Below are 21,532 nucleotides of genomic sequence, written 5' to 3'. Positions count from 1 at the left end.
TTCGCCCGGTTGAATCGCATTCACCGCAAAGACCACCCGGATTTGCCCCACCTTGCCAGTTTTTGCTTGCAGGCGCGCCAGCTAACCGGGAAGCTGGCGGTTCGATCATTCGACGGAGGGAACCCGCCTTGGACTGGCAAACCCTGCTTAACCGCGAACGCCTGGGCAAGCCCCTGCACAGCCCGCAAGAGCTGGGCCGCAGCCCTTTCCACAAGGACCACGACCGTATCATCTTCTCCGGGGCATTCCGCCGCCTGGGCCGCAAGACCCAGGTACATCCGGTTTCGAGCAACGATCATATCCACACCCGCCTGACCCACTCGCTGGAAGTCAGTTGCGTCGGCCGCTCCCTGGGCATGCGGGTCGGCGAAACCCTGCGCAGCGCCCTGCCCGACTGGTGCGAACCGAGCGACCTGGGGATGGTCGTGCAGTCGGCCTGTCTGGCCCATGACATCGGCAATCCGCCTTTCGGCCATTCCGGCGAGGATGCGATCCGCCACTGGTTCCAGCAGGCCGCCGGCCGCGGTTGGCTGGACGACATGAGCATCGCCGAGCGGGCCGACTTCCTCAACTTCGAGGGCAATGCCCAGGGTTTCCGGGTGCTGACTCAGCTTGAGTACCACCAGTTCGACGGTGGCACCCGGCTGACCTACGCCACCCTCGGCACCTACCTCAAGTACCCCTGGAGCGCCCGTCACGCCGACTCGCTGGGCTACAAGAAGCACAAGTTCGGCTGCTACCAGAGCGAGCTGCCGATCCTCGAGCAGATCGCCCACAAGCTCGGCCTGCCGCAACTGGAGGAACAACGCTGGGCCCGGCACCCGCTGGTGTACCTGATGGAGGCTGCCGACGACATCTGCTACGCGCTGATCGACCTGGAAGACGGCCTGGAGATGGACCTGCTCGACTATGAACAGGTCGAATCGCTGCTGCTCGACCTGGTCGGTGACGATCTGCCGGAAACCTATCGACTGCTGGGCCCGCAGGACTCGCGTCGACGCAAACTGGCGATTCTGCGTGGGAAGGCCATCGAACACCTGACCAATGCCGCCGCCAGGGCCTTCGTCGAGCAGCAGGACGCCCTGCTGGCGGGAACCCTGCCGGGCGACCTGGTCGAACACATGCACGGTCCGGCCAAGCGTTGCGTGCTCAACGCCAAGGACATCGCCCGCAAAAAGATCTTCCAGGACAAACGCAAGACGCTGCACGAAATCGGCGCCTACACCACCCTGGAGATTCTCCTGAATGCCTTCTGCGGTGCCGCCCTGGAGCAGCACGGCGGGCGTACGCCGTCGTTCAAGAACCGGCGGATTCTCGATCTGCTCGGCAACAACGCGCCCAATCCCGACTGGCCGCTGCACGCCTCGTTCCTGCGCATGATCGACTTCATCGCCGGCATGACCGACAGCTACGCCAGTGAAATGGCCAGGGAAATGACCGGACGCTCCAGTCCCCAGTAACCTTGCCCCGCTCGCCTTCGGCAAGGACTGAAGCCCTTGCCGAAGGCCCCCCTACGTCGCGCGGAGAAAGCCTACATTGGCCGCGGAATCCGCTGATGGAGCTTTCGTTCGACCCACTGAAATAATCCATTACCCTCTTAGTCTGCCGCCTGGACTCAATCCATCCCCTCGCTCAACAGGCCCCTCTTCAGGATCGACACCTCACCGCCTGCACCTGAGGCCTTGTTCGAAACAGGTAGCCCGCCTGGAAAATTACATGCCCAAAGAAAATCTGCGCGTATTGCTGGTGGAGGATCACCCCTTTCAACTGGTCGCTACGCAGAGCCTGCTCAACAGCTACGGCTTCCACCACCTCACCCCGGCCGCCAACGCAACCGAAGCCCTGCGGGCGATGGAAGCCGTGCCAACGCCCTTCGACCTGATGCTCTGCGACCAGTGCCTGCCCGATATACCGGGGCTCGAACTGATCCACACCGCCAGTCAGCGCGGCAAGATCAGGCAGGCTATCCTGCTCAGCAGTCTCAGCCTCGACGAACTGTGGGCACTCAACCAGAGCGCATTGCTGCGCCATCTCCCTCTGCTGGGCTGCCTGAGCAAGCCGCTCAACGGCCTGGCGCTGAAAAACATATTGGGCTCACGCTGCGTCCGATAGAAAACAGCATCTTTTGTCAGACGAATGTCTTGGCAACTGTCACTAATATCGTGATTGCCAGCCAACAGAACTGCAGAATCAAGCCTATCCATACGTAGGAATTATCCGAAATACTATTAAACACCTACAAACAGCCAAGCCCTTTTAATAACAAAAAACTATAAAAGCAGGAAACACACCCCTCCATGTATCCTCAGAATGTAAGTCGACAGCTCAATTAAAGTAGGAATATTCCTATACAGCTTCTGTAGGCATCTCTATTCATGCGTCCCGGGAGACAAGTGAGCTAATGTGCGCGCTTTCTACGCAGCTCGTATGGGATTTATTATGAATTCGGTTTTTATCGTCGACGACCACCCCGTTGTCCGTCTTGCCATTCGCATATTGCTGGAACAGGAAGATTGTTATGAAATAGTCGGTGAGACGGATAATGGTGTCGACGCCATGCAGATGGTCCGCGAATGCATGCCGGACCTCGTCATTCTCGACGTCAGCATCCCCAAGCTGGACGGCCTGGAAGTGCTGGCCCGCCTGGACGGCATGAACCTGTCGCTGAAAACCCTGGTACTGACCGGGCAGTCTCCCTCGCTGTTCGCCATTCGCTGCATGCAATCGGGCGCTGCAGGCTATGTTTGCAAGACCGAAGATCTGGGCGAACTGATGAGTGCGGTGAAAGCGGTATTATCCGGCTACAATTACTTTCCCAGCCAGGCATTGATCAGCGGCCGAAAAGATGAAGCGATCAATCCGGAAATGGAACTCTTCAAACTGGTCAACGACCGGGAACTGATGGTATTGCAACTGTTCGCCCAGGGCAGGACAAACAAGGAAATCGCCAAGGGCATGTTCCTCAGCAACAAGACCGTCAGCACTTACAAGAAACGCCTGATGCAGAAACTGAAAGCCAAGACCCTCGTCGAACTGATCGAAATGGCCAAACGCAACGCGGTAGTGTGAGAAGACGGATGCCCACGCGCTTGAAGGATTATCTGACGATCATCACGGGAATGCTCCTGTGTCTGTCAGCGCATGCAATACCCGGCGATGTGACCCACTTCGCCCTGCTCAGCCGTTCGAATGCTGGACACATGGAGGTGCAGCTCGACAAGGAACAGCGCCGCTGGATACAGGACAGGCGCGTGCTGGTACTGGGCACCTCCTCCCCGGACTATCCACCGTTCGACATCACCGCCAGCGGGCGTGACTACGAAGGCATCACGGCGGACTACGCGGGGATTCTTTCCGGCGCACTTGGCCTGCCGGTCAAGGTGCACAGCTTCGCCAGCCGGGAGCAAGCCATCCAGGCCCTCGAGAACGGACAGATCGATCTGCTGGGGAGCGCCAACGGCTTCGAGGCCGTCAACAAGAACATCGCGCTATCGATTCCCTATGCCGTCGACCAGCCGGTGCTGGTCACCCGCGAGGGCGAAACCCGCTCGCTCACCGACGGTCTGGCCGGCATGCGCCTGAGCATGGTCTATCACTACCTGCCACTGGACGAGATAAAGGCGCAGTATCCCGAGGCGATCATCCAGTTCTATCCCTCCTACCTCAATGCCATCAACGCCGTCGCCTTCGACCAGGCCGATGTGTTCCTGGGCGACACCATCTCGACCCACTACCTGATCAACAAGGGCTACCTGCGCAACGTGAAAATGGCCAATTTCGGCAAACATGAAGCCTACGGTTTCAGTTTTGCCGTGCGCGGCGACGAACCGTTGCTGCTGGGTATCGTCAACAGCATTCTCAGGGCCATCCCCACCGGTGAGCGCGAGAGCATCGCGCAACGCTGGAGTGCCGGCAGCGATATCCTGCTGACCGATCACAAGCTGCAACTGAGCCCTCGCGAAGAGCAGTGGCTCAAGGCCAATCCGCTGGTGCGCGTGGTAGTCAACGAGGCCCTGGCGCCGATCACCTTCTTCGACGCCGACGGCAACTTTCGCGGGGTGACGGCCGACCTGCTGGAACTGATCCGCCTGCGTACCGGCCTGCGTTTCGAAATCCAGCGGGCACGCAGCGTGGATGACATGATCGGCCGAATCGGCAGCGGCAAGGCCGATGTGATCGCGGCCATAAGCCCGACCAATGCCCGGGAAGAGCTGCTGCATTTCAGCCGTCCCTACATGGAGAACTCCTTCGTCCTGCTCACCGCGAAAGGCAAGGACAGCCCGATCAATCTCGAGCAGATGGAGAACAAGCGCCTGGCAATCACACGCGGCAATGCACTGATCGACTACCTGCGCCGCGAATTCCCGGGGATCCGCCTGGTGGAGACCGACGACGGCCTCAAGGCCGCCGAACTGCTCGCCCAGGGCCAGGTGGAGGGTGCGGTCGGCTCGCTGGTGATCGCCAACTACCTGATCGCCTCGCAGATATTCGACGACCGCCTGCAGATCAGCGCCACCATCGGTACCCAGCAGGCGGTCTTCGCCCTGGCCACCGCCCGCGGCGCCACCGAACTCGGTTCGATCCTCGACAAGGCCCTGCTGAGCATCGCCCCGGACGAACTGGGTATCGTCAACAGCCGCTGGCGCGGCTACACCCCGGCCTCCGACAGCTACTGGCGCAACTATCACCGCCTGATCATCCAGATCATCGTCGGTGCCAGTGTGCTGTTGCTGCTATCGCTGACCTGGAATGCCTACATGCGAAGGCAGATCAGGCAGCGCCAGTTGGCGGAACGGGCATTGAGCGACCAGTTCGAATTCATGCGTGCGCTGGTCAACGGCACTCCTCACCCGATCTACGTGCGCGACCGCCAGGGCCTGCTGCAGACCTGCAACGACAGCTACCTGGAAGCCTTCTCGGCGAAGCTGGAAGACCTGGTCGGCAAAAGCGCGCTGGAAGGTGCACGCGCCCTCGGCAACGAACAGGAGGCCAGCGAATACCAGGCCGACTACCTGCGGGTGATCGAGGACGGCACGCCGCTGATCTGCGACCGCACACTGCATATCAGGGGCCGTGAGCTGACCATCTATCACTGGATACTGCCCTACCGGAACTCACTGGGTGAGGTGCAGGGCATCATCGGCGGCTGGATCGACGTCAGCGAACGACGCCAACTGCTCGAGGACCTGCGCAGTGCCAAGGAACAGGCCGATGACGCCAACCGGGCCAAGAGCACCTTCCTGGCGACCATGAGCCATGAGATCCGCACGCCGATGAACGCTGTGATCGGCATGCTGGAACTGAGCCTGAAGCGCGCCGACCAGGGACATCTGGATCGCCCGGCCATCGAGGTCGCATACAACTCGGCCAAGGACCTGCTGGAACTGATCGGCGATATTCTCGACATCGCCCGCATCGAGTCCGGCCGCCTCAGCCTGTCCCCAGAACGGGTCAACCTGGAGGAGCTGGCGGAATCGGTGGTCCGCGTCTTCGATGGCCTGGCGCGCCAGAAAAGCCTGAGCCTGGTCATGAAGGAAACGCTCCGGGAGCAGCCCTGCGATGTGCTGGTCGACCCGCTGCGCTTCAGACAGATTCTGTCCAACCTGGTCAGCAACGCCATCAAGTTCACCGAGCAGGGCCGGATCAGCATCGACCTGGCCATCCAGCCCACCGAAGTGGCGCAACGGGTAGCGGTGCGACTGCGGGTCGAAGACACCGGTATCGGCATCAGCCAGGCCGACCAGGAACGCCTGTTCCAACCCTTCGCCCAGGCCGACAACTCCGGCCAACTGGCCCGCAGTGGTGCCGGGCTGGGGCTGGTGATCTGCCGCAGCCTCTGCGAAATGATGGGAGGAACACTGACTCTTGCCAGCGTTCCCGGCCAGGGCACCCAGGTGACCGTGACCCTTGAACTGGACAGCCTGGAACCGCTGCAAGGGCCGATCGAGCGCGAGACGGAGCTGCCCCCGGCCCTGCATGAACTGAATGTGCTGGTGGTCGACGACCATCCCGCCAACCGCCTGCTGATGTGCCAGCAACTGGGGTACCTCGGTCATCGCTACAGCACCGCGCAGAACGGCGCTAGCGGCCTGCAGATCTGGAAGGACGGACACTTCGACCTGGTGATCGTCGATTGCAACATGCCGGTCATGAACGGCTATGACCTGACCCGCCAACTGCGCGACCATGAAACGGCACTGGCGCGCCCGCGTTGCACGGTGTTCGGTTTCACCGCCAATGCCCAGCCGGAAGAACGCAGCCGCTGTCTGCAAGCCGGAATGAACGACTGTCTGTTCAAGCCGATCAGCCTGACCGCGCTGAGCAGGAAACTGGCCGACCTGCGTGCCGTGCCCTTCAACCCACCGTTCAGCATCGAAGGCCTGAACGCCCTGACCGGTGGCGAGCCGCAACTGATACGCCGGCTGCTGGACGAATTGCTCAGCAGTTGCCAGGCCGACCGGCAGGAATTGCAGGGATTGCCATTGGGGCACGGCATGACGGCCTTCATCGACCTGGCGCACAAGATCAAGGGCGCGGCCCGCATCATTCAGGCTGCCACGCTGGTCGAGCAGTGCGAAAGCCTGGAAGCCGCCGGCGAACGGAACGCCCCGCCGAGCACGATCGAAAGTGCCCGCGAGGCAGTCGTCCGGACCCTGGCGACACTGGAAGAGGCCCTCCGGAAGTACCTTGGCGAACTGGATAAAAAAAAATCCACGCAGGATGACGCCGGCCACCAGACAAATCCCCCCGAAATGGAGTAAAACAGCCTGGGCTGGGCACTTCCCTGCGCAGCCCCACCTCAGGCAGGGCCATACGGAAAATGCGACCGCCAGCCTTTTCGGCGAGCCATTGACTGCCCCTGGCTGCTGAGCAGTGCACCGCATCACCAAGGAGATAGCTGCGATGCCCAGTTCGACGCCCGTCCAGCAGCGCCGGTTCCCCCTGCACATCCACATCAGCATCCTGTTCACCTGCCTGCTGTTGCTGACCGGCACCCTGTTGGGGATCTTCAATTACCAGCACACCACCCGCATCATCCTCTCCAGCAGCGAAAAACTCTTCGGCAAGATCCAGGAAGATGTCCAGCTGGACCTGCAGCACACCTACCAGCCGATTCGCCACCTGCTGAGCCTGCTGGCCATCGACCCCTGCAACTCGGCCACCACCCTGGCAGAACGCCTGGCCCTGCTGCGGCCCTTTACCCAGGCACTCAACGACAACCCCAACCTCGCCTCGCTGTACCTGGGCTATACCGACGGTGACTTCTTCATGGTCCGACCGCTGCGCGACCCGGCGCTGCGGGCCTACGTCAAGGGGCCGGAGAACGCGGCCTTCCAGGTCTGGAGCATCGAGCGCAATGCCGGCAAGGGCAGCCTGCAGTCGCAATCGCTGTTCTACGATGCCAACCTGAACCTGATCAGCCGCCAGGAAAACCCCGAGGAGATCTACGATCCACGCAGCCGCGCCTGGTTCGACACCGCCCTGGGCGGCACTGGCCAGATCACCACCGAACCCTATGTATTCTTCTCGACCCACAATGTCGGTACCACACTGGCCCGACGCAGTTCCCCGACGGTGGTGGTGGCCGCCGACCTGACGCTGGAGGACCTGTCGGCCACCCTGGGCAAACACAAGGTCACCCCCGATACCGAGATCGTCCTGTTCGACGACCAGGGCAATGCGGTGGCCTACCCCGACTACGGCAAGCTGACCGCCCAGGGCGGCGATCGACTGACGCCGGTCCGCGAGCTGAGCCCGGCACTGCAACAGTTCATGGACCCGGCCAACCCGTCCGGCCGCCACATGCGCACCCGCGATCGGCAGTGGATCGTCGCCCGCAGCAATCTCGCCGAAGGCGGCCCGACCGGGCTGCACCTGGCCCTGCTGGTACCGGAGGACCAATTGCTGGCCGATGCCTATCGGCTGCGCTGGCAGGGCGCGCTGCTGACCCTGGCGACGCTGCTGCTCTGCCTGCCGCTGGGCTGGCTGACCTCCAGGATCCTGGTCAAGCCGCTGCATGCGCTGGTGCGCGAAGCCGATGCGATCCGCAGCTTCAACTTCAACTACCCGGCCACCCCGAACTCGCCGGTACTGGAAGTCGACCAGTTGACCGTATCGATGAGCCGCATGAAAGGGACCCTGGCCAGCTTCTTCGAGATATCCGCCAGCCTGTCGGCGGAAACCCGCTTCGAGCAGTTGCTGCAACTGGTACTCAACGAAACCATAAAGATCGGCCAGGCCCGGGCGGGCCTGCTCTATCTGGTCAACGGCGAAAACCGCCGACTGGAGCCCCAGGCGCTGATCATCGACGGTATCCAGCACCCCCCGCAGCAGTTCGACATCCGCAGCGACGCCGCCACGGACAGCCGGCGCGCGGACTGGCTGAGCCGGCTCGACAGCCACAACAGCACGGTCAGCACCCTCGGTTTCGAGCAGGCCGATGACTTGCAACGGGTGATGATCGCCCTGGAAACGCCGCGCATTCACCTGATCGGCATCCGCCTGCACAACCGCCATGGCGAAACCGTGGGGGTCCTGGCGCTGCTGCTGCCCGACAGCGGCACCGAAGCCGACCTGGAAAACCTCAAGCCCGACCGCATCGCCTTCATCAGCGCGGTGTCCGGCACGGCAGCGGCGTGCATCGAGAGCCAGCACCTGCAGGTCAGGCAGAAGCAACTGCTCGATGCGTTCATCCAGCTGCTGGCAGGCGCCATCGACGCCAAGAGCCCCTATACCGGCGGCCATTGCCAGCGCGTACCGGTGCTCACCCAGATGCTGGCCAGGGCCGCGGCCGCCAGCGAGCAGCCGGCGTTCCGTGACTACAACCCTTCGGAGGACGAGTGGGAGGCCCTGCATGTGGCGGCCTGGCTGCATGATTGCGGCAAGGTCACGACGCCGGAATATGTGGTCGACAAGGCGACCAAGCTGGAGACCCTCCACGATCGCATCCACGAAGTACGTACGCGTTTCGAAGTGCTCAAGCGTGATGTCTGGATCGACTATTGGCAGACCCGCGCCACCACCGCTGCCGAGGAGCAGGCGCTTGCCGTTTCACGGGACGCCCGCCTGAGCGCACTGGACGACGATTTCGCCTTTGTCGCCCAGTGCAACCTGGGCAGCGAGGCCATGGCCGAGGCCGACCTGGAGCGGCTGCGCAAGATTGCCCAGCGCACCTGGAGCCGCACCCTGGATGATCGTCTCGGCGTGTCCTGGGAAGAACACCGGCGCCAGGAACGCACCCCGGCACCCACCCTGCCCGTCACCGAGTACCTGCTGGCCGACAAGCCCGAGCACCTGTTCGAACGCAGCGACAGCGAACGGATGCCGGCCGACAATCCCTGGGGCTTCCAGCTCGATGTCCCGCCCTGCAAGTTCAACCGCGGCGAGCTGTACAACCTGAGCATCACCCGCGGCACCCTGACCCGCGAAGAGCGCTACATCATCAACGATCACATGGTGCAGACCATCATCATGCTCAGCCGCCTGCCCTTCCCCGGCCATCTGTCGATGGTCGCGGAAATCGCCGGCGGTCATCACGAGAAGATGGACGGGACCGGTTACCCGAAACGCCTGAGGCGCGAGCAGATGAGCCTGCCGGCGCGGATGATGGCGATCGCCGATATCTTCGAGGCACTGACCGCCGCCGACCGGCCCTACAAGAAGGCCAAGTCGCTGAGCGAGGCGCTGAACATCATGGCCGCGATGTGCCGCGATGCCCATATCGACCCACAATTGTTCGAGCTGTTCATGCAGGAGGAGATCTACCTGCAATATGCCAACAGCTATCTGCAGCCCCAGCAGATCGATGCGATCGACGTACCGGGGCTGCTGGCCAAGGCCGGTCTGAAGGCCTGAGGCCGCGTCAGCAGTCGGTCAGGCGGAGGAAGATCGCCGCCAGTTGCTCGATGCCCGCCTGGTCTTCGACGGTGAAGCGGGCCAGGCGTGGACTGTCGAGATCGAGCACGCCGATCAGGCGGCCCTCCTTGACCAGTGGCACCACCAGTTCGCTGTTCGAGGCGCTGTCACAGGCGATATGCCCGGGGAACGCATGCACGTCCTCCACCCGCTGGGTCTGCCGGCTGGCCGCCGCCGCACCGCAGACCCCACGCCCGAAGGGAATGCGAACACAGGCGATCTGCCCCTGGAACGGGCCGAGCACCAGCTCGCCGTCGCGGTTGAGGTAGAAACCGGCCCAGTTCAGATCCTCCAACTGGTTGAACAGAAACGCCGAGAACTGCGCCGAGTTGGCGATGAAATCGCGCTCGTCCGCCAACAGCGACTCCAACTGCGCACAGAGCAGCCCGTAGCCGTCCAACCCTGCGCCAGCCTTTTGCAAATCAATCATGGTGCCTGCTCCAACAACTTCAATCCAACCCAATACCGCGCAAACTGATAGGCGCAGCGACCGTTGCGGTTACCCCGCCCGGTGGCCCAGCGTACCGCCAGAACATCCAGTTCGTCATCACGCTGCCACGCAAGGCCGGCCTTGCGCGCCAACTCGCCGATCCAGTGCTCGACCACGCTGAGGTAGTGCTCCTGGGTGAACGGATAGAACGACAGCCACAAGCCGAACCGATCGGAAAGGGCGATCTTGTCCTCCACCGCTTCGCTCGGGTGCAGCTCGCCATCGACGCGTTTCCAGTTCTCGTTGTCACTCTCCTTCTCCGGCACCAGGTGCCGGCGGTTCGACGTGGCGTACAGCAACACGTTGTCCGGTGCCTGCTCCAGCGAACCATCGAGCACGCTCTTGAGCACCCGGTAGTCACCCTCGCCGGACTCGAACGAAAGATCGTCGCAGAACAGCACGAAACGCTGCGGCAGCCTGGTCAGTTGCTCCACCACCCGCGGCAGATCCGCCAGGTGATCGCGCTCGATCTCGATCAGGCGCAGGCCGGCACCGGCATGTTCGGCCAGCAGGGCCCGCACCAGCGACGACTTGCCGGTGCCACGCGAACCCCAGAGCAGGGCATGGTTGGCCGGCAGGCCGTCGATGAACTGCCGGGTATTGCGGGCCAGTTGTTCACGCTGCTTGTCGACGCCGATCAGGTCGGACAGGCGCATGTCCAGGCTGACCTCGAGCGGCAACAGGAACCCCGTGCGACCTTCGCGCTGCCAGCGGGCCGCCAGGCAGCGATCCCAGTCGATCACCTGGCGGGTGGCGGGCAACAGCGGTTCCAGACGGGAGAGGAACGCGTCGGCGCGCTCCAGAAAGGCATTCAATCGAGCATCCACGACTTTTCCTCGGGCAAGTTCACACTCATGATGTCGCGTCGGCGCCACAGGGCGCTTGAAAATCAAGCAGGCTGTCTCGGCAAACACCCGATCAGGGCGCCACCACTTGTCTGCCGGTGCTATCGAAGGATCAGCTATGCTTGCCCGGCGAAGGGAAACGAATGTGGTACATCATCCCATGGATATAAAATTCACCCAGCGCTTGTCCTACAAGCAAGCCCGATCGACCGTGGTGGTCGGGTTCATTCTGGGGACGCTGCTCAGCCTGCTGCAGATCGGTCTCGATTATGCCAGCGAAAACGCCTCCATCAATCGTGAAATCCTTTCGCTGCTGGAAATCAGCCACAATCCCGCCTCACGGATCGCCTACAACATCGATGCCGAACTGGCCCAGGAACTGGCGCTGGGGCTGCTGCACTCGCCAGCGGTGCTGCGGGCAAAACTGACCGACAACAACAATGCGGTGCTGGCCAGCGTCGAGCGGCCCCGCCAGGATGGCCGCTACCGGGCGATCAGCGACTTCCTCTTCGGCGCCGACCGGCAGTTCGAGGACCGCCTGTTCCTCGACCACCTGCCGAACGAATCCCTCGGCGTCCTGCACCTGGATGTCGACACCTACACCTTCGGCATCCGTTTCCTCAAACGCGCCGAAATCAGCCTGCTCAACGGGTTGATCCATGGTCTGATCCTGACCGGCATCCTCCTGGCACTGTTCTACGTGATGCTGACCAAGCCCCTGGTCAGGGTCATCGATGCGCTGGCCAGCACCCAGCCGGGAGCCCCCCGGCAAGCGCGACTGGAGTTTCCACCCGGCCATGAAAAGGACGAGATCGGTGTACTGGTCAAGGTTGCCAACCAGCAGTTCGACATCATGGCCACCGAGATCCAGCAGCGGCGCAACGCCGAAAACCGCCTGACCGATTACCTCGGGCAACTGGAAAACATCGTCTCGGCCCGGACCACCGAACTCAAGGCGATCAACGCCCGCCTGAGCCAGTCCAACCAGGAGCTGGAAGTGGCCCGCAGTACGGCGCTGAACATGGCCCAGGCACGCTCGGCCTTCCTGGCCAACATGAGCCATGAAATCCGTACGCCGTTGAACGGCCTGCTCGGCATGATCGCGCTGTCGCTCGACAGCTCGCTGAATGCCGAGCAACGCCAGCAGTTGTCGATTGCCCACGACTCGGGAAAGGTCCTGGTGGAACTGCTCAACGATATCCTCGACCTGTCGAAGTTCGACGCCGGGCAACTGGAGCTGGAACGGATCCCCTTCGATCTCGGCGCACTGATCGAGGATACCGCCAACCTGCTCTCGCAGAATGCCGCTCCCAGCGTCGAGCTGGCCTGCCTGATCGAGCCGAAGTTCCCCGCCCTGGTGCTGGGCGACCCGACCCGGGTTCGGCAGATCGTCAGCAACCTGCTGTCCAACGCCCTGAAGTTCACCCGCTTCGGTCGCGTCGACGTACGCCTGACGGCCCGCGACGACGGCGTGCGGATCGAAGTCTGCGACACCGGTATCGGGATCGCCCAGGAAGCCCAGGCGAAGATCTTCCAGCCATTCACCCAGGCCGGCGCCGGGATCACTCGCCAGTACGGCGGTACCGGGCTCGGCCTGGCCCTGACCTACAACCTTTGCGAAGCGATGAAGGGCCGCCTGACCATCAGTTCCGAAGTCGGCTTCGGCAGCCAGTTCTGCGCCGAACTGCCGCTGCCCTGCCACACCCCCGCCACCCCGCCGAAGCCGCTCAACGGCCGGATCATCGCGGTCAGCTCCGCAGGCAGCGGCCTGAGCGAACTGCTCGACAGCCAGTTGCCGGCCTGGGGCCTGCAATACAAGCGCTACGGGCTCGACGACAGCCTCGCCGGCCTGCAGATCGACCTGCTGATCACCGACTGCCCGGAATGCCTGTTCGGCCTGCGACCGGCCGTCACCGCGCCGATCCTGCTGGTGACCGCCTACGGCAACTTCATGCCCAACGAGGAGGCCAGCGCCCTGGCTCCCCTGCAGCAACAGGCTCGCCCCCTGGCGCGGAATGCGCTGTACCAGATCCTGCAGCGCACCCTGCAAGTGGATGATCCCGAGGCTCAGTCGGTCCAGGCCCAGGACAGCCCGCCCCAGCGGCGCGGCCGGATCCTGTTGGTCGAGGACAACCCGGTCAACCAACTGGTCGCCAAGGGCATGCTCGGCAAGCTGGGCTGCGAGGTGACCGTGGCGGCCCACGGTGGCGAAGCGCTGAGCCAGCTGGAACAGCAGGATTTCGACATGGTGCTGATGGATTGCAACATGCCGGTCATGGATGGCTACGAGGCCAGTCGGCAGATCCGCCGCAGCGGACGCTGGCCGAACCTGCCGATCGTGGCCCTGACCGCCAACGCCATGCCCGAGGAGCGCGAACGCTGCCGGGCAGCGGGCATGAACGACTACCTGGCCAAGCCGTTCCGCCGCGAGGAACTGATGGCGTTGCTCGAACTCTGGGTCGCGCCGCAGATCACCTGACGTACGCCAGCAACTGGTCCAGACCGTCGCGCAGTTGATCGAGCCGAGCCAGATCGATACCGCTGTCACAGAGCAGTTGCGCCTTGAGCGGCGCAACCTGCTCGCGCAGTGCCCAACCGGCCGGGGTCAAGCTCAGGTGCACCTCGCGCTCGTCATCGGGCGAGCGCCGGCGCTGTACCAGTTCCATCTGCTCCAGGCGCTTGAGCAACGGCGTCAGCGTCCCCGAATCGAGCAGCAGCCGTTCGCCCAGCGCCTTGACCGTGGGCTGCTGCGGCGCACTGTCGTGCCACTCCCACAGCACCAGCATCGCCAGGTACTGTGGATAAGTCAGCCCCAAGCGGTCGAGCATCGGCTTGTAGCCACGGATCACCGCCCGCGACGCCGCATAGAGCTTGAAGCACAGCTGACGGTCGAGCCGCAGCGAATCGGCGGGCAGGTCATTCATGCTCGAGCAGGTCTTCGATCTCGCGGACCATGTCATCGGGCTTGGTCAGCGGGGCAAAACGCTTGACCACCTTGCCATCGCGGCTGATCAGGAACTTGGTGAAGTTCCACTTGATGCGCTCGGAGCCCAGCAACCCGGGAGCGTCCTTCTTCAGTTGCACGAACAGCGGGTGTGCCCCGGAACCATTGACCTCGATCTTCTTGAACAGCGGGAAGCTGACGCCATAGTTCAGCTCGCAGAATTCGGAAATCGCCGCTTCGTTGCCCGGCTCCTGCTTGCCGAACTGGTTGCAGGGAAAACCGAGGACCACCAGCCCCTGGTCCTTGTAGTGCTGCCAGAGCGCTTCGAGCCCCTTGTACTGCGGGGTGAAACCGCACTTGCTGGCGGTGTTGACCACCAACAGGGCCTTGCCGGCGAAGTCGGCGAGAGTCTTCTGCTCGCCCTTGATAGTGGTGCACGGGATGTTCAGCAGGTTTGCGCTCATGACGGTTCCTCCATTGAATGCCGATCAAGATAGCGAGCAATTTAATTGCACACAATTCAATTACTCAGGTTTATATAGGGTCATGCTCTTGCCGGATAACACCAGGCCTGCGGCGACTTCCCCACCAGGCCCGGGACCGTCCTCACCTTCAGCCCTGAACCCGTGGCACCAGGTCCAGGCACACCGAGTTGATGCAGTAACGCAGGCCGGTCGGCGGCGGCCCATCGGGGAACACATGCCCCAGATGCGCATCGCAGCGCGCACAGACCACTTCGGTACGGATCATGCCGTGACTGGTGTCACGGATCTCGATCATCGCACTGTCGGCGATCGGCTCGTAAAAGCTCGGCCAGCCACAACCGGAATCGAACTTGGCCTTCGAATCGAACAGCGGCTCATTGCAGCAGATGCAATGATAGACACCATCGGTCTTGGTGCCATTGTATTTCCCCGAAAACGGCCGTTCCGTGCCTTTCAGGCGACAGACGTTGTACTGCTCCGGATCGAGCATGGCGCGCCATTCGTCCAGGGTTTTCTCCAGCTTTTCCATCATTGCACCTCGGCGGCAGATAAAACCCCGATCTGTACCTTTTCCACGGATCGGGTGGCACGTATGATTGCGCCTCGTTGAACGCCAGTCTGGCACCCGCTTGAACCGCATTCAAATCGGATTTTCCGCAGCGGCGGCAAGGGGCCACGGGACGCGCCGCAAACGCAGTATTGCCACAGCGACCCCAGCGGGTCGTCTGGATCGTCCATTTTCGGGATCACATCACCATGCAGGTCAGCAAATCGAACAAGCTCGCCAACGTCTGTTATGACATTCGCGGCCCGGTGCTCAAGCACGCCAAACGCCTGGAAGAGGAAGGCCATCGCATCCTCAAGCTGAACATCGGCAACCCGGCGCCCTTTGGTTTCGAAGCGCCGGACGAAATCCTCCAGGATGTGATCCGCAACCTGCCGACCGCCCAGGGCTACAGCGATTCCAAGGGCCTGTTCAGCGCGCGCAAGGCGGTGATGCAGTACTACCAGCAGAAGCAGGTCGAAGGTGTCGGTATCGAGGACATCTACCTGGGCAACGGCGTTTCCGAGCTGATCGTGATGTCGATGCAGGCCCTGCTCAACAACGGCGACGAAGTGCTGGTCCCGGCACCGGACTATCCACTGTGGACCGCCGCGGTCAGCCTGTCCGGCGGCAAGGCGGTGCATTACCTGTGCGACGAGCAGGCCAACTGGTGGCCTGACCTGGCCGACATCAAGGCCAAGATCACCCCCAATACCAGGGCCATGGTGATCATCAACCCGAACAACCCGACCGGCGCGGTGTATTCGAAGGAAGTCCTGCTGGGCATGCTCGAACTGGCCCGCCAGCACAACCTCGTGGTGTTTTCCGACGAGATCTACGACAAGATCCTCTACGACGACGCCGTGCACGTCTGCACCGCCTCGCTGGCACCGGACCTGCTGTGCCTGACCTTCAACGGCCTGTCCAAGTCCTACCGGGTCGCCGGCTTCCGCTCCGGCTGGATCGCCATCTCCGGTCCCAAGCACAATGCCCAGAGCTATATCGAAGGCCTCGACATCCTGGCCAACATGCGCCTGTGCGCCAACGTGCCGAGCCAGCATGCGATCCAGACCGCCCTCGGCGGCTACCAGAGCATCAACGACCTGGTGCTGCCACCCGGCCGCCTGCTGGAGCAGCGCAACCGCACCTGGGAACTGCTCAACGACATCCCCGGCGTCAGCTGCGTCAAGCCCATGGGCGCACTGTATGCCTTCCCGCGGATCGACCCCAAGGTCTGCCCGATCCACAACGACGAGAAGTTCGTCCTCGACCTGCTGCTCTCGGAAAAACTGCTGGTGGTACAGGGTACGGCCTTCAACTGGCCATGGCCGGATCACTTCCGGGTGGTCACCCTGCCACGGGTCGACGACCTGGAGCAGGCCATTGGCCGCATCGGCCACTTCCTGAAATCCTACCGCCAGTAATATCCTACAACCCACGGCGACTCCCGAGTGGCGTCGCCGTGCGGCCCCTCTCTCATCAGCTGTTTTTTGTATGCACATACGTCGTTCGCCGAACTGTTCCGTGCAATGCTGTCAAAGGCTCTGCAACGCAGTTTCCGCGGGCTACGACCGGCTGCGGGAAGAAAAACACCGACCTTTTTGATTCGGAAATGGCCGGCAGAATTCTACAATCGAGCTGTAGGACACAGTTTGAAATAGTCACCCGGTTGAATAGGCGGTAGCGGCACCTTATATACCCCGCATAAAGCGACATCTTTAGATGAGGAGATACTTTCAACCATGATGCGCATCCTGCTGTTCTTGGCTACCAACCTGGCGGTCGTGCTGATTGCCAGCATCACCCTGAGCCTTTTCGGCTTCAACGGGTTCATGGCGGCCAATGGGGTTGATCTCAACCTCAATCAGCTGCTGATCTTCTGTGCGGTCTTTGGTTTTGCCGGTTCGCTGTTCTCGCTGTTCATATCCAAATGGATGGCGAAGATGAGCACCAGTACCCAGATCATTACCCAGCCACGCACCCGCCACGAGCAATGGCTGCTGCAAACCGTCGAGCAACTGTCCCGTGAAGCCGGGATCAAGATGCCGGAGGTCGGCATCTTCCCGGCCTACGAGGCGAACGCCTTCGCCACCGGCTGGAACAAGAACGACGCGCTGGTCGCGGTCAGCCAGGGTCTGCTGGAGCGCTTCTCGCCCGATGAAGTGAAGGCCGTGCTGGCCCACGAGATCGGTCACGTGGCCAACGGCGACATGGTCACCCTGGCACTGGTCCAGGGCGTGGTGAACACCTTCGTCATGTTCTTCGCGCGGATCATCGGCAACTTCGTCGACAAGGTCATCTTCAAGAACGAAGAAGGCCAGGGTATCGCCTACTACGTGGCGACCATCTTCGCCGAACTGGTCCTGGGCTTCCTCGCCAGCGCCATCGTCATGTGGTTCTCGCGCAAGCGCGAATTCCGTGCCGACGAAGCCGGTGCCAGCCTGGCCGGTACCGCCGCAATGATTGGCGCCCTGCAGCGCCTGCGCGCCGAACAGGGCCTGCCAGTGCACATGCCCGACACGCTGAACGCCTTCGGTATCAACGGCGGCCTGAAGCAGGGCCTGGCCAAGATGTTCATGAGCCACCCGCCGCTGGAAGAGCGTATCGACGCCCTGCGTCGCCGCGGCTGACCGCCACTTGTGGGAGCCTGCCTGCTGGCTCCCACAGGGCACAATACCCTCAGCCGATCCGGTTCTTCTCCAACCGATATACCCGTTCCTCAAGGCGAGTCACCCCCGCCTTGAGGAACTTCCAGCTCTCACCGAGCACATCCTTCTGCTCTTCCACCTGAACCTCCCACGCCGGCACCAGCAGACTGCGCACCTCACCGTCGAGGACGGCAAAGGGCGGCCCGTTCAGCAGCGACTGGTCGTAGTCCAGCGTAATCAGCAGGCCCTGGCAGCCGCCGGGCAGAATCCGCGTCAGGTGGCTCGCATAACGTTGGCGCATCTCGGCTGGCAAGGCGATCATCGCAGCCCGGTCATAGAGCGCCGCACAGTCGGCGACGTCCTCGGCGCTCAGAGCGAAGAAATCCCCGCACCAGAGCTGCAGCGACCCGGCCTCGTAGATCCGGAAGCCGCCCTGCTCGTGCACCCGCGGCTGCAACTGACGCTCCAGGAAAAAGTCCTCGACCGCCTTCCTCGACAGCTCGACGCCCAGCACCCGCAATCCCTGCGCCGCCAGCCAGGCCAGATCGAGACTCTTGCCACACAATGGCACCAGCACCCGCCCACCCGGCTCCAACGGCAGGTCCGGCCAGTAGCGCTGCAGATAGGGATTGACTTGATCCAGATGAAAGCCGATCTGGTCGAGCTCCCAGCGTTTGTGCCAAAACTCAGGCTGCATGTTTAACCCCAATAATTCGATCAGAATCCACTAAAACTTATATTAGATTTAGATCAATGTTTTGAATGAAGATGGTGCCATCTTAACGCTCAGGACCTTGCCCATGTTCCCCAGCCTGTTCATCTCCCACGGCTCGCCCATGCTGGCCCTCGAACCCGGCGCCAGCGGCCCGGCCCTGGCCAGGCTGGCCGCCGAACTGCCACGACCCAGGGCCATCGTGATCGTCTCGGCGCACTGGGAAAGCCAGGGACTGCTGGTCGGCAGCAGTCCGCAACCGGAAACCTGGCATGACTTCGGCGGATTTCCCCGCGAACTGTTCGCCGTGCAGTACCCGGCACCGGGCCAGCCGGAGCTGGCTGCCGAGGTGGCCGGGCTGCTGACGCAGGCGGGCCTGCCGGCGCGGCTGGACGCCACCCGTCCCTTCGACCATGGCGTCTGGGTGCCGATGAAACTGATGTATCCCGAAGCCGATATCCCCATCGTCCAGGTCTCGCTGCCCAGCCACATGGGCCCGGCCTTGCAGACCCGCATCGGGCAGGCCCTGCGCGGCCTGCGCGAGCAGGGCATTCTGCTGGTGGGCTCCGGCAGCATCACCCATAACCTCGGCGAGCTGAACTGGCGCGCCGGCCCGGAGGTCATCGAACCCTGGGCCAAGGCCTTCCGCGACTGGATGGTGGAAAAGCTCGCCGCCGATGACGACGACGCCCTGAACGACTATCGCCGCCAGGCCCCCCATGCCGTGCGCAACCACCCCAGCGACGAACATCTGCTGCCGCTGTACTTTGCCCGCGGCGCCGGCGAGCGGATGGGGATCGTTCACCAGGGCTTCACCCTGGGCGCGCTGGGCATGGACATCTACCGCTTCGACTGAGCAGGTATCATGACGCTGCCCGCGCAGGGGGGGGGCGGCTTCATGGTCATGAGCAAGTCTCGAAATCCTGTTCACGGGCAAGCCCCGCTCCCGCAGGCCTCGAGCCAGGCGCACCGCCTGGCACCAGGCAAAAAAATCCCCGAACCGGTCGGGGATTTTTTTATCGATCAATCAACCCAGGGCCGATCAATCCTCACGGTAGCGACGCAGTTTCAGCTGCTTGCCGGCAACCCGGGTGTCCTTCAGCTTGGTCAGCAGGCGGTCCAGGCCTTCTTCAGGCAGTTCCACCAGGCTGAAGCTGTCACGCACCTGTATGCGACCGATGGCTTCACGTGCCAGGCCACCTTCATTGAGGATGGCACCCAGCAGGTTCTTCGCCGCGATACCGTCACGCGCGCCCAGCGCGGTACGGCAACGGGCACGGCCTTCGGCCAGTGGCATCGGCGCACGACGTTCGCGCTCGGGACGATCGCCAGAACGCTCCGGACGCTCGCCACGCGGGGTGCTGTTCGGCACCAGCGGACGCTCTTTCTCGATCGCCGCCAGGTTCAGCGCCTGACCATTGGTGGCCTTGCGCAGCAGGGCCGCGGCCAGGGCGCGCGGGCTGCAACCGATGTCGGCGGTCAGGCGGTCGAGCAGATCGCCGTGAGTCGCTTCGGCCTCGGTCACCAGCGGAGCCAGGCTGTTGGTCAGTTTCTTGATGCGCGAGTCGAGAATCGCCTGGGCGTCCGGCAGACGCACTTCAGCCACTTTCTGCCCGGTCACACGCTCGATCACCTGCAGCATGCGGCGCTCACGTGGCGTCACCAGCAGCAGCGCACGACCTTCGCGACCGGCACGGCCGGTACGGCCGATACGGTGCACGTAGGACTCCGGATCGTACGGCATGTCGACGTTGAACACGTGGGTGATGCGCGGTACGTCCAGGCCACGGGCGGCCACGTCGGTGGCGACGACGATGTCCAGGCGACCGTCCTTGAGCGAGTCGATCACGCGCTCACGCTGGTTCTGGGCAATGTCGCCGTTCAGGGCAGCAGCCTTGTAGCCCTTGGCTTCCAGGGCGCTGGCCAGGTCCAGGGTGGCCTGCTTGGTACGCACGAACATGATCAGCGCGTCGAAGTCCTCGACTTCCAGCAGGCTCAGCACGGCCGAGGTCTTCTGGTCGGCGTGAACCAGCAGGTGAGCCTGCTCGATCGCGGTGACGGTCTGGGTCTTGCTCTGGATCTTGACGTGTTTCGGGTCCTTGAGGTGACGCTCGGCGATCGCGCGGATCGACTGCGGCAGGGTGGCCGAGAACAGAACGGTCTGACGGCTTTCAGGCATGGCCTTGAAGATGACTTCCAGGTCATCCATGAAGCCGAGCTTGAGCATCTCGTCCGCTTCGTCGAGAACCAGGTGGTTCACGGTTGCCAGGACTTTTTCGTCGCGACGCAGGTGGTCGCACAGACGGCCTGGGGTGGCGACAACGATCTGTGCGCCATTACGGATTGCTTTCAACTGCGGGCCCATCGGCGCACCGCCATAGACGGCCACGACAGTCACGCCAGGCATCTGCTTGGCGTAGGTTTCGAAAGCGGTTGCAACTTGCAGCGCCAACTCACGGGTTGGGGCCAGGATCAGAGCTTGCGGCTCGCGCTTGGACGGATCGATGCGGTGCAGGATGGGCAGGGCGAAAGCGGCCGTCTTACCGGTACCGGTTTGTGCCTGACCAATCATGTCATGACCGGCAAGGATGATCGGGATCGACTGCTGCTGAATGGCCGAAGGCTCTTCGTAGCCGGTGGCGACTACTGCAGCGACAATACTGGGATGAAGTTCAAGAGCGGCGAAGCCGCCGATTTCCTGGGTCATGGGTCTGCCTCTAAGTGCATCCGCAAAGACCCATGCTCCAAAGCTGCGCATGCCGTGTAAGACTCTGAGAGTCACCCTGGCAGCTTTGTCGGCGGGGATTTGCGAAAACGATTGAATGAAAGGATCGTCGAGGATCGTCCGCTGGGGCGAACAGCACCCGAAGTTGTCTTCGGGCAATTGCATTCCTAAACGCGGCCCGGCTAAAGGCCGGCGCGCACTATACCGGAACTGACAAAAAAAGG

15 protein-coding genes and 1 pseudogene are annotated in these 21,532 nt (G+C 62.6%); 9 read left to right on the top strand and 7 right to left on the bottom strand.

All coding sequences use genetic code 11. The features are described from left to right. Positions 1-128: 128 nt before the first annotated feature. The 5 genes from ACM62G_RS21200 (at position 129) to ACM62G_RS21180 (ending at position 9,855) form a co-directional block, all read left to right on the top strand. A complete protein-coding gene (locus tag ACM62G_RS21200; protein WP_054058818.1) occupies positions 129-1,460 on the top strand; it encodes a deoxyguanosinetriphosphate triphosphohydrolase in 1,332 nt (443 codons plus the stop codon). Positions 1,461-1,716: 256 nt separating this feature from the next. Then, positions 1,717-2,112, top strand: a complete 396-nt coding sequence (locus tag ACM62G_RS21195; protein ID WP_054058819.1) for a response regulator — start codon at positions 1,717-1,719, stop codon at positions 2,110-2,112. Positions 2,113-2,439: 327 nt separating this feature from the next. After that, a complete protein-coding gene (locus ACM62G_RS21190) occupies positions 2,440-3,069 on the top strand; it encodes a response regulator transcription factor (protein ID WP_054058820.1) in 630 nt (209 codons plus the stop codon). A gap of 8 nt (positions 3,070-3,077) precedes the next feature. Further along, complete coding sequence (locus tag ACM62G_RS21185; RefSeq protein ID WP_419735475.1) at positions 3,078-6,761, top strand: transporter substrate-binding domain-containing protein; 3,684 nt, start codon at positions 3,078-3,080, stop codon at positions 6,759-6,761. 142 nt (positions 6,762-6,903) lie between these two features. Further along, complete coding sequence (locus tag ACM62G_RS21180; RefSeq protein ID WP_419735474.1) at positions 6,904-9,855, top strand: HD domain-containing phosphohydrolase; 2,952 nt, start codon at positions 6,904-6,906, stop codon at positions 9,853-9,855. Positions 9,856-9,862: 7 nt separating this feature from the next. On the opposite strand, the gene ACM62G_RS21175 is transcribed toward ACM62G_RS21180, so the two are convergent. Both ACM62G_RS21175 and ACM62G_RS21170 read right to left on the bottom strand, forming a co-directional pair. Then, a complete protein-coding gene (locus tag ACM62G_RS21175; RefSeq protein WP_054058823.1) occupies positions 9,863-10,345 on the bottom strand; it encodes a GAF domain-containing protein in 483 nt (160 codons plus the stop codon). Then, on the bottom strand, positions 10,342-11,232 hold the full coding sequence (locus ACM62G_RS21170; RefSeq protein WP_054058824.1) for an ATP-binding protein: 891 nt from the start codon (positions 11,230-11,232) through the stop codon (positions 10,342-10,344). Before ACM62G_RS21170 ends, ACM62G_RS21175 begins: the two co-directional genes overlap by 4 nt. A gap of 178 nt (positions 11,233-11,410) precedes the next feature. On the opposite strand from ACM62G_RS21170, the gene ACM62G_RS21165 reads away from it, so the two are divergent. Further along, complete coding sequence (locus tag ACM62G_RS21165; RefSeq protein WP_273825480.1) at positions 11,411-13,729, top strand: response regulator; 2,319 nt, start codon at positions 11,411-11,413, stop codon at positions 13,727-13,729. On the opposite strand, the gene ACM62G_RS21160 is transcribed toward ACM62G_RS21165, so the two are convergent. The 3 genes from ACM62G_RS21160 to msrB all read right to left on the bottom strand — a co-directional run bounded on the left by ACM62G_RS21160 (position 13,722) and on the right by msrB (position 15,208). Further along, positions 13,722-14,174, bottom strand: coding sequence for a MarR family winged helix-turn-helix transcriptional regulator (locus ACM62G_RS21160; protein ID WP_054058826.1), 453 nt, complete (start codon positions 14,172-14,174; stop codon positions 13,722-13,724). The genes ACM62G_RS21165 and ACM62G_RS21160 overlap by 8 nt on opposite strands. After that, on the bottom strand, positions 14,167-14,658 hold the full coding sequence (locus tag ACM62G_RS21155; protein WP_054062902.1) for a glutathione peroxidase: 492 nt from the start codon (positions 14,656-14,658) through the stop codon (positions 14,167-14,169). Before ACM62G_RS21155 ends, ACM62G_RS21160 begins: the two co-directional genes overlap by 8 nt. Before the next feature lie 148 nt (positions 14,659-14,806). After that, entirely contained in the window at positions 14,807-15,208 is a 402-nt protein-coding gene (msrB, locus tag ACM62G_RS21150; RefSeq protein ID WP_054058831.1) for a peptide-methionine (R)-S-oxide reductase MsrB, read from the bottom strand. A 227-nt stretch (positions 15,209-15,435) separates the two neighbouring features. Here msrB and ACM62G_RS21145 point away from each other — a divergent pair, with 227 nt between their 5' ends. Continuing rightward, positions 15,436-16,647: a pyridoxal phosphate-dependent aminotransferase gene (locus ACM62G_RS21145; RefSeq protein WP_017905666.1), complete on the top strand. Its 1,212-nt coding sequence runs from the start codon at positions 15,436-15,438 to the stop codon at positions 16,645-16,647. Between the two features lie 318 nt (positions 16,648-16,965). Then, positions 16,966-17,853 carry a protease HtpX gene (htpX, locus tag ACM62G_RS21140; protein ID WP_054058828.1) on the top strand — a complete coding sequence of 296 codons (888 nt, stop codon included), beginning with the start codon at positions 16,966-16,968 and terminating at the stop codon, positions 17,851-17,853. A gap of 49 nt (positions 17,854-17,902) precedes the next feature. Here htpX and ACM62G_RS21135 read toward each other — a convergent pair whose 3' ends face one another. Further along, a complete protein-coding gene (locus ACM62G_RS21135) occupies positions 17,903-18,568 on the bottom strand; it encodes a thiopurine S-methyltransferase (protein ID WP_419735473.1) in 666 nt (221 codons plus the stop codon). 103 nt (positions 18,569-18,671) lie between these two features. Between ACM62G_RS21135 and ACM62G_RS21130 the strand changes: the two genes are divergently transcribed. Then, on the top strand, positions 18,672-19,439 hold the full coding sequence (locus ACM62G_RS21130; protein WP_419735472.1) for a DODA-type extradiol aromatic ring-opening family dioxygenase: 768 nt from the start codon (positions 18,672-18,674) through the stop codon (positions 19,437-19,439). A gap of 186 nt (positions 19,440-19,625) precedes the next feature. Here the strand turns inward: ACM62G_RS21130 and ACM62G_RS21125 are convergent. Then, positions 19,626-21,324, bottom strand: a pseudogene (locus tag ACM62G_RS21125) (DEAD/DEAH box helicase). Positions 21,325-21,532: the final 208 nt, after the last annotated feature.

Source organism: Pseudomonas sp. COR18 (genome assembly GCF_048568395.1).
Lineage (GTDB): Bacteria > Pseudomonadota > Gammaproteobacteria > Pseudomonadales > Pseudomonadaceae > Aquipseudomonas > Aquipseudomonas fuscovaginae_B.
This window is presented reverse-complemented; position numbering and strand designations above follow the sequence as displayed.

Coding starts and splice junctions, on each gene's coding strand:
- ACM62G_RS21195 (WP_054058819.1), top strand. CDS start 1,717: ATGCCCAAAGAAAATCTGCGCGTATTGCTGGTGGAGGATCACCCCTTT.
- ACM62G_RS21190 (WP_054058820.1), top strand. CDS start 2,440: ATGAATTCGGTTTTTATCGTCGACGACCACCCCGTTGTCCGTCTTGCC.
- ACM62G_RS21185 (WP_419735475.1), top strand. CDS start 3,078: ATGCCCACGCGCTTGAAGGATTATCTGACGATCATCACGGGAATGCTC.
- ACM62G_RS21180 (WP_419735474.1), top strand. CDS start 6,904: ATGCCCAGTTCGACGCCCGTCCAGCAGCGCCGGTTCCCCCTGCACATC.
- ACM62G_RS21175 (WP_054058823.1), bottom strand. CDS start 10,345: ATGATTGATTTGCAAAAGGCTGGCGCAGGGTTGGACGGCTACGGGCTG.
- ACM62G_RS21165 (WP_273825480.1), top strand. CDS start 11,411: ATGGATATAAAATTCACCCAGCGCTTGTCCTACAAGCAAGCCCGATCG.
- ACM62G_RS21160 (WP_054058826.1), bottom strand. CDS start 14,174: ATGAATGACCTGCCCGCCGATTCGCTGCGGCTCGACCGTCAGCTGTGC.
- ACM62G_RS21155 (WP_054062902.1), bottom strand. CDS start 14,658: ATGAGCGCAAACCTGCTGAACATCCCGTGCACCACTATCAAGGGCGAG.
- msrB (WP_054058831.1), bottom strand. CDS start 15,208: ATGGAAAAGCTGGAGAAAACCCTGGACGAATGGCGCGCCATGCTCGAT.
- ACM62G_RS21145 (WP_017905666.1), top strand. CDS start 15,436: ATGCAGGTCAGCAAATCGAACAAGCTCGCCAACGTCTGTTATGACATT.
- htpX (WP_054058828.1), top strand. CDS start 16,966: ATGATGCGCATCCTGCTGTTCTTGGCTACCAACCTGGCGGTCGTGCTG.
- ACM62G_RS21135 (WP_419735473.1), bottom strand. CDS start 18,568: ATGCAGCCTGAGTTTTGGCACAAACGCTGGGAGCTCGACCAGATCGGC.
- ACM62G_RS21130 (WP_419735472.1), top strand. CDS start 18,672: ATGTTCCCCAGCCTGTTCATCTCCCACGGCTCGCCCATGCTGGCCCTC.